A 12,018-nucleotide genomic window follows, 5' to 3' on the forward strand; every position below is an offset into this window, starting at 1 on the left:
GCATGCGCATTGATCTCCACGCTCACACCACCGCCTCCGACGGCACCTACGAACCGGCCGAACTGGTCGCGATGGCCGAGGCGGCCGGCCTGAACGTGGTCGCGATCACCGACCACGACGGCACGGCCGGCTGGTCCGAGGCGCGCCGGGCGCTGCGGTACGGCGTCGAGGCCGGGGTCTGGTCGTACATTCAGACCGTCGTGCCCGGCGTGGAGATCTCCTGCAAGATCCACGGGATCGGCCTGCACATGCTCGGGTACATGTTCGACCCCGAGCACCCGGACCTGGCCGCGGCGCTCGCCGAGATCCGCGAGTCCCGGACGCACCGCGCCGAGGCGATGGTGGAGAAGGCGCGCGAGCTCGGGGCGCCGATCACCTGGGAGCGCGTGCAGGAGATCGCCGACGGCGGCGTGGTGGGCCGGCCGCACGTGGCCTCGGCGCTGGTCGAGGTCGGCGTGGTGGCCTCGGTCGACGCGGCGTTCACGCCGGACTGGCTCGGCGAGGGCGGCCGGGCCCGGGTGGAGAAGCTGGACATGGACCCGGTCCGCGCGATCACCCTGGTCAAGGCGGCCGGCGGGGTGACGGTGATGGCGCACTCGATGGCCTGGCGCCGCGGCCCGGTGGTGTCCGAGACGGACATCGCGGCGTTCGCCGAGGCCGGCATGGACGGCATCGAGATGAACCACCCGGACCACGGGCCCAAGGAGCGCGACCGGGTGCGCGCGCTGGCCAAGGAGCTGGGGCTGCTGACCACCGGCTCGTCCGACTGGCACGGGGCGCGCAAGCCGACCATCCGGCTCGGCGACGAGACCACGGATCCGGCCGTCTACGAGGAGCTGGTGGCGCGGTCGAGCGGGACTCGGCCGTTCTGACGCCGGGTTCTGACGCCGGGTTCCGGCCTCGTGCTCTGATTCGGCCTCAGTCGTTCTGAGCCCAGAAGTCGGCGAGCAGCCGCGCGGTGGCCGCCGGGTTCTCGGCGGCGGGGGAGTGCGCGGCGTCCTCGATCAGGACGAGGTCGGTCCCCAGGCGCGTGGCGGTCTCCTTCTGGAGCTGGACCGGCCACGCGTCGTCGCCGACTCCGGCCGCCACCAGGAGGCGCAGCCCGGCGGCGGCGAGCTCGGCGGTCCGGTCGGCGGCCGTCAGGATCGAGGTACCCATGCCGACGAGCATTCCGGTGTCGTTGTTCTCGAAGCGCCGCTGCAGGAAGGCGCGGACGTGCGGGTCAGGGTGCTGCGGGGCGCCCTCGGCGGCGGCCATCTTCTGCATCTCGGCCCAGATCTCCGCCGAGGTCATGAAGCCGGCGGCGGCCACCAGGAGCTTGGCCTGCTCGGCGGAGCGGCCCGGGATCGCGGCCGGGCCGGAGTCCAGGAGGGCGAGGCTGCGGACGCGGTTGGGGTGGGCCAGGGCGTGCTCGCGGGCTACGAGGCCGCCGAAGGAGTGGCCCATCACGTGGACAGGGCCGGGGCCGGGGTCGGTGCCGAGCCCGTCGATGACGTCGGCGAGGTCGGCGGCGAGCCGCGTGAGCGTGTAAGCGCCCGGATCCTCAGGGCCCGCCGACTCGTTCTGGCCGCGCTGGTCGAGCGCGACGACCTCGTACCCGGCCTCCGCCAACGGCGCCAGGACCGCGATGAAGTCCTCCTTCGACCCCGTGTAGCCGGGCACGAGCACCGCGATTCCGTTCCGCGCCGTCCCGGCGGGCGGGGTGGCGCGGAGCGCCGCGAGCGGTCCGCCCGCGGTCGGCAGCTGGACCGCGACGGTGTGGGGCGGCAGGTCGACGAAGGGCGGCGTGCTCATGGGGACGAGCGTAGTTGACCACTCAAGAGCGCTGCTGAACGGCCCGGCGGTGAAGCCGTCCAGGGACATCGACACGTCCAGAACGATGAAAAGCCGACGGCCCGAGCCTCCTTGGGAGGTCTCGGGCCGTCGGCGGGTGCTACGAGCGGAAGCGACTACGAGTTGTAGTTGCCGGTCACGGCGACGCCGGTGGCGGTCAGGCCCTCGGCGTCGGCCAGCGCGCGGCGGCTGCGCTTCGGCTTGACGGCGTCGCTCGCGCCGGCCTCGACGGCGTCGGCGACCACGACGGTCGACCGGCTGCGAGAGCGCGTGCGCTTCGGCTCGGCGGTCTCCTCGGCGGCCGGCTCGGTGGTCTTCGACCGGCTGCGGCTCGACTGCTTCGGGAGGGTGACCTCGGTGACCGGCTCGGTGGTGTCGGTGGCCGCCTCGGCGGTCTCCGGCTTCCGGCTCCGAGCGCGGGTCCGGTTCGGCTTCTCGGCCTCGTCGGTCCCGGCCTCGGCCGTGGCGGCCTCGGTGACGATGCTGTCCGGCCCGGCCGTCTCAGCGGCCTTCGACCGGCTCCGCGTCCGCGTGCGCTTCGGCGTCTCCGTCTCGTCGCCGGCGACTTCGGCCGCTGCCACGACCGCGTCCGTGACGCCGTTCGCCTCAGCGGTCTCGGCGGCCGCGTTCTCGATCTTCGCGCCGCCCCGGCTGCGGGTCCGGGTGCGGCTCCGCTTCGGCTTGTCGGCGCCCGAGGTCTCGTCCAGCACCTCGGAGGCCGCGTCCGAACCGGACAGCGCCTCCTCGGCGCCGTTCAGCTCGTCGGCCGACCGACGGCCGCCCCGGGTGCGCACCCGCTCCCGCTTCGCGCGGGCCGGGCGCTCGGTGCGCTCGGTGTGGGCCGCGCCGCCGCGGGCCCGGACGCCGGCGCCGCGGCCGGTCTCACCCAGGTCCTCGACCTCCTCGGCGGCCAGGCCGGCGCGGGTCTGCTCGGACTTGAGCAGCCGGCCCTTGGAGTCGGCCGGGATGCTCAGCTCCTCGAAGAACCAGTCCGAGGTGGAGTAGGTCTCGCGGGGCTCGTGGTGGTCCAGGCCGAGGGTCTTGTTGATGAGGTTCCAGCGCGGGACCTCGTCCCAGTCCACGAAGGTGACCGCGGTGCCCGAGGCGCCCGCGCGGGCGGTGCGGCCGATGCGGTGCAGGTAGGTCTTGTCGTCCTCGGGGCACTGGAAGTTCACCACGTGGGTGACGCCCTCGACGTCGATGCCGCGGGCCGCCACGTCGGTGGCCACCAGGACGTCGACCTTGCCGTTGCGGAAGGCGCGCAGCGCCTGCTCGCGGGCGCCCTGGCCGAGGTCGCCGTGGACCGCCGCGGCGGCGAAGCCGCGGTCGTCCAACTCCTCGGCGACCTTGGCGGCGGTGCGCTTGGTGCGGCAGAACACCATGGTCAGACCGCGGCCCTCGGCCTGCAGCATGCGGGCCAGCATCTCGGTCTTGTCCAGGGCGTGGGCCCGGTAGACGCGCTGGGTGACGTTGAGCACGGTGGAGCCGGTGTCGTGCGGGTCGGCCGCGCGGATGTGGGTCGGGCGGCTCATGTACTGCCGGGCCAGCGCGATGACCTGGCCGGGCATCGTCGCGGAGAACAGCAGGGTCTGCCGGTCGTCCGGGACCTGGGTGACGATCCGCTCGACGTCGGGCAGGAAGCCCAGGTCCAGCATCTCGTCGGCCTCGTCCAGCACCAGCATGCGCACCCCGGACAGGTCCAGGTGCCCCTGCTTGGCCAGGTCGAGCAGCCGGCCCGGGGTGCCGACGACCACGTCGACGCCGGCCGACAGCGCGGCGATCTGCGGCTCGTAGGCGCGTCCGCCGTAGACGGACTGCACGCGGGCGGCCATGACCTTGCCGGCCGCCGCGAGGTCCTCGGTGACCTGGACGGCGAGCTCGCGGGTCGGCACGACGACCAGACCGAGCGGACGGCCCGGGACGCCGGTCGGGGCGGGGCCGCCGGCCGGCTTGCGGCCGCGGCCGCGCGGACGGCGTCCGCCGCGCGCGGCGTTGGCGCCGGCGCCGGTCGCGGCGGGGGCCGTGGCGGCGTCGGTGGCGTCGGTGGCGGTGAGGGAGTCGGTGGAGGCGTCGGCCGTCGCGGCGGCGCCCTCGTCCAGGGTCCCGGCGGCGGCGGTCTCCGCGGCCGCCGCGGCGGCGGCGATCTCGCGCACCATCCGCTGCAGGACCGGGATGCCGAACGCCAGCGTCTTGCCGGTGCCGGTCTTCGCCTGGCCGATCACGTCGGCGCCGGTGAGCGCGACGGGGATGGTCGCGGCCTGGATCGGGAACGGCGTGTTGATGCCGCCGGCCGACAGGGCCTCGGCGATCCGCTCGTCGACGCCCAGGTCGCGGAAGGTCTTCTCGATCGGCTCGGGGATCTCCGGGATCTCGGGGGTCTCGGCCGTCTCGGGGGTGGTCCCGGCCGCGCCGGTACCGTCTTCGGTGTCGTTCGTGTCTTCGATGTCGTTCGTGACAGCGCTGATGATGTATGCCTCTTCTGTTGAGCGGCACTGCGCGAGGGGCTAGCACGGTGCTATGTGTGCAGCTTGCGTACGTGCTCGCGTCGACTCCGTCGATCAAGACATCTGGAGGAGCGAGCGGCCTCGCGGCTCGGAGGGATCCTCTGTGGATCCGGTTGCCGCAGTGGGTCGGAGCCGATCGGGCCACCGACCGGGCATCCTGCTAGTCACACACAGTGTACCCGACGGGAAACACCTGAATAAACTGCCCCTATGACTTCTCCGGCGACCGCCATGTCCTATGAGATAGCTGTCATTGACTTTCTGGGGCTGGTCGCATACGGAGAGCTCACGGCGTTCGAGCGCTTGGCCGCCGACTCCGGCCTGGCCCCCACGCTGGACGGCAAGGCGCAGGTCGCGGGCATGGCGGCGGCCGAGTTCGACCACTTCCGGCGGGTCCGGGACCGGCTGACCGAGCTCGGCGCGGACCCGACCGAGGCGATGGAGCCGTTCGCCGCCCCGGTGGACGCCTTCCATGAGCACACCAAGCCCTCCGGCTGGCTGGAGTCCCTGGTCAAGGCCTACATCGGCGACACGCTCACCGCGGACTTCTACCGCGAGGCGGCGCGCTACCTGGACCCGGAGTCGCGGGCCGTGGTCGAGGGCGTGCTGGAGGACCTGGGGCACAGCGCGTTCGTGGTGGAACACGTGCGCGCGGCCATCGAGGAGGACCCGAAGATCTCCGGCCGGCTGGCGCTGTGGGGCCGCCGGATCATGGGGGAGGCGCTGACCCAGGCGCAGCACATCGCGGCCCGGCGGGCGGCGCTGGCGGCCCTGCTGGCCGGGCTGCTGGCCGCCCCGGACAGCGCCACGGCGGTCGACCTGGCCGAGGTGGGGAAGATGCTGACCCGGCTCACCGAGGCGCACGGCGCGCGGATGGCGACGCTCGGGCTCAGCGCGTGACCGGTGTGGTACGGGGGGTTAACACCTAACCGGCGGCCGGATCGTCGGCCTCTCGCAGCCGGCTGGCGGCTCAGGAGCCCTCGCCGCGGGTCCGCTGCCAGCTCGTGATCGCCATGACCAGCAGCGCGGCCAGGGCGGCGCCGAGCATGGTGGCGACGAAGGTGTGCCCGTCGCCGAGGATCGCGTGGATGATCGAGCCGCCGCCGACGGCCCCGACCACCCCGACCACGGTGGTCATCCACGTCGCCATCGGGGTGCCGTTCTTGACGACGGCGCGGCCCAGGGCGCCGATACCGAGCCCCAGGGCCGCCAGCCACAGTAGAGCGAAAAAGGACATGCGCCTCTTCTACCCCACCGAAAACTCCCGAATCGGGTCAGATCGCCCCGAAGCCGACGCGGCGGCCGGTCGGCTCGCCGAGCTCGACGTAGGCGATCTTGTCCCCGGGGACCAGGACCTTGCGGTCCTTGTCGTCCGTGAGGCTCAGCACGCCACCGTCCTTGAGCGCGGCGGCCACGGCGGCCTCCACCTCTTCGGACGACTGGTTGGACTCCAGGTTCAGCTCACGGGCTGTGTTCTGGATGCCGATCTTGATTTCCACGAAGGCTTCCTTAAGTACTCGACGAGTGCTCGTAGCGGCACGCCGGAGACTGCGACATCGTCGCCGACGGTCCTAGCGTGCCAGCTATCTAGACAGAATCCTTGCGCGGGAAGTTCCCGATGCCGCGCCACGCCAGCTGCGACACGATCCGCGCCGCGGCGTCGCGGGGGATCTGGCCGCCCTCGGTGGACAGCCAGTACCGGGCGGTGACGTGCGCGATCCCGGTCAGGCCGACGGCCAGCAGCATCGACTCCTCGTCGGACAGGCCGGTGTCGGTGGCGATGACGTCGCGGATCGCCTCGGCGCACTCCTGGGTGACCCGGTGGGTGCGCTCGCGGACCGCCGCCTCGTTGTTCAGGTCGGACTCGAAGACCAGGCGGAAGGCGCCGCTCTCGTGCTCGACGTAGTCGAAGTAGGCGCCGATGGTGGCCGCCACCCGCAGCTTGTTGTCGCTGGTGGAGGCCAGGGCCCCGCGCACCTGCGAGACCAGGGCGTCGCAGTGCTTGTCCAGCAGCGCCAGGTAGAGTTCGAGCTTGCCCGGGAAGTGCTGGTAGAGCACCGGCTTGCTGACGCCGGCGCGCTCGGCGATGTCGTCCATCGCGGCGGCGTGGTAGCCCTGCGCGACGAACACCTCCTCGGCCGCGCCCAGGAGCTGGTTGCGGCGGGCACTCCGAGGCAGCCTGGCAGACCGTTGCCGGGACGTGCCGGTGTCCGCGTAGGCGGCGTCGGTAGTGGTCATGGTCAGCAGTCTACGCGCGAGTAGGTTGTTTCCACCCGGTCGGTCCATGGATGGTCGACTGGTGGTCCATCGTCGGTCCGCCGCCGGTCCGTCAAGCCGTGGCCAGGCACGTTGATCGCGGGCGGGGGCCGCTGGAAAGCGCCCGGGCGGCGGTCTCGCGAAGTGGACGGCGGGTCCGGGAATCGAGCGGGGCATGCGACGGTTGTCGTTGAATGCCGCGGATTACCCCCAGGCGCTTCGAAGACTTCTCTGGGAGATGTTGTGAGCAACCTACCCCCGCTGGTCGAGCCGGCCGCGGACCTGAGCGTGGAAGAGGTGCGCCGCTACTCGCGCCACCTGATCATCCCCGACGTGGGCATGGCGGGCCAGAAGCGGCTGAAGAACGCCAAGGTGCTGTGCGTCGGCGCCGGGGGCCTGGGCTCCCCGACGCTGCTGTACCTGGCCGCGGCCGGCGTGGGCACGCTGGGCATCGTCGAGTTCGACGTCGTCGACGAGTCCAACCTGCAGCGCCAGGTCATCCACGGCCAGAGCGACATCGGCCGCTCCAAGGCCGAGTCCGCCCGCGACTCGATCAAGGAGATCAACCCCCTGGTGCGGGTCAACCTGCACGAGGAGCGCCTGGACTCGACGAACGTGATGGAGCTGTTCGCGCAGTACGACCTGATCGTCGACGGCACGGACAACTTCGCGACCCGCTACCTGGTCAACGACGCCTGCGTGCTGCTGAACAAGCCCTACGTCTGGGGCTCGATCTACCGCTTCGACGGCCAGGCCTCGGTCTTCTGGTCCGAGTACGGCCCCTGCTACCGCTGCCTGTACCCCGAGCCCCCGCCGCCGGGCATGGTCCCCAGCTGCGCCGAGGGCGGCGTCCTGGGCGTGCTGTGCGCCTCGATCGGCTCCATCCAGGTCACCGAGGCCATCAAGCTCCTCACCGGCATCGGCGAACCGCTGGTCGGCCGCCTGATGATCTACGACGCCCTGGAGATGACCTACCGCCAGGTGAAGGTCCGCAAGGACCCGGACTGCGCGGTCTGCGGCGAGCACCCGACCGTCACCGAGCTGATCGACTACGAGGCCTTCTGCGGCGCCATCTCCGAGGAGGCGGCCGACGCGGCGAAGGACTCGACCATCACCGTCACGCAGCTCAAGGAGTGGCTGGACACCGACGAGAAGATCCAGCTCATCGACGTCCGCGAGCCGAACGAGTACGAGATCGTCAACATCCCCGGCGCCACCCTGATCCCCAAGGGCGAGTTCCTGATGGGCGGCGCACTGGAGAAGCTGGACCCGACGAAGCGCATCGTCCTGCACTGCAAGAGCGGCGTGCGGTCGGCCGAAGCCCTGGCCGTGGTCCACGCGGCGGGCTACAAGGACGCGGTGCACGTGGGCGGCGGCGTCCTGGCCTGGGTGAACCAGATCGAGCCGGAGAAGCCTTCGTACTGATCGGCTTCGCACTGATTTTTCGCTCGTTTGAGTGGAGTTGACCGTCGCCTCACGCTTGGGGCGGCGGTCGACGTGTTTGTGGGTCAATACGCTGATCGGCGTGGTGCTGACGGCTTATGTGGATGAGAGTATGCGTCGCCGTCGAGGCGAAGGAGTGTGCTTCTATGTGCTCGCCGCGGTGCTGGTCGATGACAGTGACCTTGATGATGTTCGCGACGAGCTGAGGTTGCTGAGGAAGGGCAAGGCCAAGAGCATCCACTGGCGTTACGAGCAGGCCGACCGGCAGCCGATGCTGGCCGCGGCCATCGCCTCCTTGCCGATTCGACCGGTGGTCGCGGTCTGCCTGCACGAACTCGGTGTCGCCAGCGAGCGTGTGCGCCGGCTCTGCCTGGCGAGCCTGCTTGCGGCGGTCAGCGATCACAATGTGGCGAGAGTGATTCTCGATTCTCGGCGGGAACAGGATGACAACGATCTGAAGGTCCTACAGGCTTGGCGGCGGGCTGGCCGGCCGGGCGCAGATGTGCGCATGGACTTTCAAGATTCTGAAGCCGAACCCGCGCTGTGGGCGCCCGACTGTGTGGCCGGCGCAGTGGCCTGGTGGTTGAACGGTGACCCCACGAGCTGGCGCCATCTCGAAGCCGTCACACGGATCGTTGATGTCGACCCCTGAAAAGCGCAAAGCCGGGCACCCGATTCCATCGGTCGCTCCCGGCTTCACTTCCGCACCCTCCGTGGATGCAGCGCCCTACTGATAGCTAGTATGCCCGGATCCGTCCCCGCCCATCAACCCGAATCCCACGATCAGGTGACCGCTACAACTCCCCGCGCCTCGTCATGTAGTTGTAGGCGATCCACCCCGGCAGCACCGGCAGCCAGAACGTCATCAGCCGGAAGAGCAGCACCGCCGTCGTCGCCAGTCCGGTGTCCAGGCGGCCGAACGTCGTCAGCGCGCCGATCAGTGCGCCTTCGACGCCGCCGACGCCGCCCGGGGTCGGGACGATCGAGCCCGCCGCCTGGGCTGTCAGGAAGACCACCGCCACCACCGCGAAGTTGATCTTCGCTGCTCGGTCGTCCGTCGCCGAGGCCTGGATGGAGGCCCAGAGGGCGAAGATGTACAGCAGGGACAGCAGGACGGTGCCGCCGAGGCCGGTGGCGAGTTTGATCGGGTTCTGCGCCACGTCCATCATGCGCGGGATGATGCCGGCCACCAGGGGGCGGAGGCGGTTCACCGCGAAGCGGCGGAGTTGGGGGATCGTCGCGATCAGGAGGACCAGGAGGGCCAGGGCCAGGATGATGGCGATCAGGGTGGCGCTGGAGGCGTGGGAGCCGCCGCCGCTGTTGTCGCCGGAGCTGCCGGCGATGACGCCGAAGATCAGGATCAGCAGGAGGTGCTGGACCAGGCCCATGATCTGCTGGGCGCCGACCGCCGTCACCGCCGCGCGGGTCGGGATGCCGGTGCGTTGCAGGTAGCGGGTGTTCACCGCCACGCCGCCGACCGCCGCCGGGGCCACCAGGGTCACGAACGATGCCGCCACCTGGGACAGCACCGTGCGGTGCCAGCGCAGGTTCTCCGGGACGAAGCCGTCCAGGGCCATCGCCGCCGCGACGTACGTGCCCGCCGAGGCCAGGGCCACCGCGCCGGTCCACCACCAGTTCACCGCGCTGAGGCCGGACCACGAGTAGTTCGAGGCCAGCAGCAGGTACGCCGCGAAGGTCAGGCCGACCACCGAGAACAGCGTGCGGGGCCCGAAGCGTTCCAGCTTCACCGGCTCCGGCTCCACCGAGGGGTGCAGGGCCTGGACCGCCTCCTGGATGTTGCTCAGCAGGCCCTTCGACTTCTTCAGCGCGGCGCGGGTGTTGCGGGTCAGGATCACCGGCTGGAGCATCGGCAGCGCCGCGGCGATGTGGTCTTCGCCCAGGCGGGTCACGCCGGCCGCGACGCTGCGTTCGTAGCCGAAGTACAGGCTGGTCACGGTCAGCATCTCGGCGGTGTCCAGGCGGCGCGACAGCGTGCCGGCCGCGACCTCGCCCAGGCGCAGGTCGGTCAGCCAGGGCCGGCCGTCCTCGTCGATCAGGAACGCGTGCGCCGACAGCCGGCGGTGCGCCAGCTGGTGCTCGTGCAGTTCGGCGAGCATGCTCCAGAGCTGGCTGAGCAGGTCGTCGGTGAGTTCGTCGGCGGTCAGCTGCTCCAGCGTGCGCCCCGGGACCAGCTGGTAGGCCAGCATGCCGGTGTCCGGGCCCAGGTCGCGCACGGCCAGCAGGCGCGGGGTGCGGATGTCGGCGGCGGTGACCGCGTACGACATCAGCGCCTCCTGCTCCAGCATCCGGCGCAGGCTCAGCAGGTTGCGGCGCTGCGCCGGGCCGCGCAGCCGGGCCCGGCGGTAGAGCCGGTACACCAGGCCGGCGGCCTGCTGGTCGCGGTCCAGGACGATGGCGTCGATGTCGCCGCGGTCGACCGTGGCCACGGCGTACCGCCGCACGTCCTCCGTGTCCGGCACCCGGCGGCACGACAGCGGGTCCAGCCCGGCCGCGGACAGCGCCTGATGCACCGCCTCGCCGGTCGGCCGGTCGTTGATCACCCCGCGGACCCAGCGCCAGCCGAAGGCCACCAGACGGCCCAGCAGGACGGTCTCGGCCAGGCTGATGATCGTCGCGTCGCCCTGGATCAGGGTGACGACGCCGTAGGCGATCAGCGCGATCCACGTCGCGGTCTGGAAGTTGTGCCGGTTGGAGAACCCGATGATCGTCAGATACGCCACGACGGTCGTCAGGTAGATGTGGAACGCCGCGGTGTCCCCGGCGGCGTTGGTCGGCAGCGTCAGCGCGTCCCGGATGGTCTTCGGCATGTGCGGCGAGGCGACCAGGGCGTTCAGCCCGACCGCGCCCAGGTAGGCCATCGCGGCGGCCAGCACCGAGTCCACCACGCGCCGCGAGTCGCGCTGGTACAGCCGGTCGATCGCCAGCACGATGGGAACCACCGCGAGGAGCATCGACGTCACCGCTAGTACGAGGCCCAGCGGGAGCTTCTGATCGGCGGACAGCTTGGAGATGTCCGACTCCGCGCCTCGGGTGGTGCCGCCGGCGACCATCCCGATGCCCAGGAACAGGAGCATGAAGACGAAGCTGGCCGCCGCGCGGAGCAGGTCGGCCGGGCGGCGTATGCGGCGCGGCTCCGGAGGCTCGTCGATGACCGGTGCGGACCCCGGCCGGCCGGGTGTCGGCGGCCGGGTGCGGTATGCGGCCGGGCTATCGTCGGATCCGGACTTCCGGGGCGTACCCGGACCTCCCGACCCCGCGGCGGGCAGGCTGAGGGCAGGCGTGGCGGCCTCGACCGGACCCGGTCGGGTCGGTGAGGTGGTGCCGGGCTCCCCTGCCACTGTCCACCTGTTTTCTGCTCTTGTTGTCGTCGTGGTGCGCCGTGTCGGACACAAGGACGATAGTCCCTGGCGCCCCGCGAGTGCGGCGACTGTGGTTGATCGTCCCACGAGGGGGTTCCCCGGGGCGCGGCGGATTACCTCGACAGGAGTGATGGAAGTGAGCAAACCACCCGAACTGCCTCCGTACGTGGACCGGGTGTTCGAAGTGGTGGACCGGATCCCGCCGGGCCGGGTGATGGCCTACGGCGACGTCGCCGACTGGCTCGGCGAGGGCGGCCCGCGCCAGGTCGGCACCGCGATGGCCAAGTACGGCGGCGGCTCCCCCTGGTGGCGCGTGGTGCGCAGCGACGGCGGCTTCCTGCCCGGGCACGAGCGCGAGGCGCTGGCCAACTACCGCGAGGAGGGCACGCCGCTGAAGCCGGACGGCGGCCGGATCGACATGGTCAGGGCCCGCTGGTCGCCGGCGGATGACGGGACGCCGGGGCGCGGGGCGATGGACGAGGTGCCGAAGGACTTCGCGGGGGAGTAGCGGAGTAAGGCGGCATGGCAGGGCAGAGCAGAACTGAGCAGAACAGAGCGGGGCCAGGCCCCGCGCGCGGGCTGGGCAGCGCTGGCCGTGCTGT

General features: G+C 71.4%; 12 protein-coding genes. 6 read left to right on the plus strand and 6 right to left on the minus strand.

What is annotated here, in order from left to right; genetic code table 11:
- Positions 1 to 2: 2 nt before the first annotated feature.
- Positions 3 to 872, plus strand: coding sequence for a PHP domain-containing protein (locus ABH935_RS14365; protein WP_370378364.1), 870 nt, complete (start codon positions 3 to 5; stop codon positions 870 to 872).
- Positions 873 to 918: 46 nt separating this feature from the next.
- Here ABH935_RS14365 and ABH935_RS14370 read toward each other — a convergent pair whose 3' ends face one another.
- Together ABH935_RS14370 and ABH935_RS14375 are read right to left on the minus strand one after the other, a co-directional pair.
- Positions 919 to 1,794 carry an alpha/beta fold hydrolase gene (locus ABH935_RS14370; protein ID WP_370378365.1) on the minus strand — a complete coding sequence of 292 codons (876 nt, stop codon included), beginning with the start codon at positions 1,792 to 1,794 and terminating at the stop codon, positions 919 to 921.
- 155 nt (positions 1,795 to 1,949) lie between these two features.
- Positions 1,950 to 4,142, minus strand: a complete 2,193-nt coding sequence (locus tag ABH935_RS14375; protein ID WP_370378503.1) for a DEAD/DEAH box helicase — start codon at positions 4,140 to 4,142, stop codon at positions 1,950 to 1,952.
- Between ABH935_RS14375 and ABH935_RS14380 the strand changes: the two genes are divergently transcribed.
- Both ABH935_RS14380 and ABH935_RS14385 read left to right on the plus strand, forming a co-directional pair.
- Positions 4,030 to 4,341 carry a hypothetical protein gene (locus ABH935_RS14380; RefSeq protein ID WP_370378366.1) on the plus strand — a complete coding sequence of 104 codons (312 nt, stop codon included), beginning with the start codon at positions 4,030 to 4,032 and terminating at the stop codon, positions 4,339 to 4,341. The genes ABH935_RS14375 and ABH935_RS14380 overlap by 113 nt on opposite strands.
- 206 nt (positions 4,342 to 4,547) lie before the next feature.
- Complete coding sequence (locus tag ABH935_RS14385) at positions 4,548 to 5,237, plus strand: ferritin-like fold-containing protein (protein ID WP_370378367.1); 690 nt, start codon at positions 4,548 to 4,550, stop codon at positions 5,235 to 5,237.
- Between the two features lie 70 nt (positions 5,238 to 5,307).
- Here ABH935_RS14385 and ABH935_RS14390 read toward each other — a convergent pair whose 3' ends face one another.
- The 3 genes from ABH935_RS14390 to ABH935_RS14400 form a co-directional block, all read right to left on the minus strand.
- The gene (locus ABH935_RS14390; protein ID WP_370378368.1) at positions 5,308 to 5,574 is read right to left on the minus strand and encodes a hypothetical protein; all 267 of its coding nucleotides are present in this window, start codon (positions 5,572 to 5,574) and stop codon (positions 5,308 to 5,310) included.
- Between the two features lie 37 nt (positions 5,575 to 5,611).
- On the minus strand, positions 5,612 to 5,836 hold the full coding sequence (locus ABH935_RS14395) for a DUF3107 domain-containing protein (RefSeq protein ID WP_370378369.1): 225 nt from the start codon (positions 5,834 to 5,836) through the stop codon (positions 5,612 to 5,614).
- 88 nt (positions 5,837 to 5,924) lie between these two features.
- Positions 5,925 to 6,575 carry a TetR/AcrR family transcriptional regulator gene (locus tag ABH935_RS14400; RefSeq protein WP_370347112.1) on the minus strand — a complete coding sequence of 217 codons (651 nt, stop codon included), beginning with the start codon at positions 6,573 to 6,575 and terminating at the stop codon, positions 5,925 to 5,927.
- A 261-nt stretch (positions 6,576 to 6,836) separates the two neighbouring features.
- Here ABH935_RS14400 and moeZ point away from each other — a divergent pair, with 261 nt between their 5' ends.
- Complete coding sequence (gene moeZ, locus ABH935_RS14405) at positions 6,837 to 8,018, plus strand: adenylyltransferase/sulfurtransferase MoeZ (RefSeq protein ID WP_370378370.1); 1,182 nt, start codon at positions 6,837 to 6,839, stop codon at positions 8,016 to 8,018.
- Between the two features lie 31 nt (positions 8,019 to 8,049).
- Positions 8,050 to 8,688, plus strand: coding sequence for a hypothetical protein (locus ABH935_RS14410; RefSeq protein ID WP_370378371.1), 639 nt, complete (start codon positions 8,050 to 8,052; stop codon positions 8,686 to 8,688).
- Positions 8,689 to 8,830: 142 nt separating this feature from the next.
- Here ABH935_RS14410 and ABH935_RS14415 read toward each other — a convergent pair whose 3' ends face one another.
- Entirely contained in the window at positions 8,831 to 11,131 is a 2,301-nt protein-coding gene (locus tag ABH935_RS14415) for a lysylphosphatidylglycerol synthase domain-containing protein (protein WP_370378372.1), read from the minus strand.
- A gap of 415 nt (positions 11,132 to 11,546) precedes the next feature.
- On the opposite strand from ABH935_RS14415, the gene ABH935_RS14420 reads away from it, so the two are divergent.
- Positions 11,547 to 11,924: an MGMT family protein gene (locus ABH935_RS14420; protein WP_370378373.1), complete on the plus strand. Its 378-nt coding sequence runs from the start codon at positions 11,547 to 11,549 to the stop codon at positions 11,922 to 11,924.
- Positions 11,925 to 12,018: the final 94 nt, after the last annotated feature.

It is taken from the genome of Catenulispora sp. GAS73, from assembly GCF_041262085.1.
In the GTDB taxonomy this organism is placed as follows: Bacteria; Actinomycetota; Actinomycetes; order Streptomycetales; family Catenulisporaceae; genus Catenulispora.

What these genes read in the sequence shown, in the direction of transcription:
- ABH935_RS14365 (WP_370378364.1), top strand. Translation starts at nt 3, where the DNA reads ATGCGCATTGATCTCCACGCTCACACCACCGCCTCCGACGGCACCTAC.
- ABH935_RS14415 (WP_370378372.1), bottom strand. Translation starts at nt 11,131, where the DNA reads ATGCTCCTGTTCCTGGGCATCGGGATGGTCGCCGGCGGCACCACCCGA.
- ABH935_RS14420 (WP_370378373.1), top strand. Translation starts at nt 11,547, where the DNA reads ATGGAAGTGAGCAAACCACCCGAACTGCCTCCGTACGTGGACCGGGTG.
- ABH935_RS14385 (WP_370378367.1), top strand. Translation starts at nt 4,548, where the DNA reads ATGACTTCTCCGGCGACCGCCATGTCCTATGAGATAGCTGTCATTGAC.
- ABH935_RS14400 (WP_370347112.1), bottom strand. Translation starts at nt 6,575, where the DNA reads ATGACCACTACCGACGCCGCCTACGCGGACACCGGCACGTCCCGGCAA.
- ABH935_RS14390 (WP_370378368.1), bottom strand. Translation starts at nt 5,574, where the DNA reads ATGTCCTTTTTCGCTCTACTGTGGCTGGCGGCCCTGGGGCTCGGTATC.
- ABH935_RS14370 (WP_370378365.1), bottom strand. Translation starts at nt 1,794, where the DNA reads ATGAGCACGCCGCCCTTCGTCGACCTGCCGCCCCACACCGTCGCGGTC.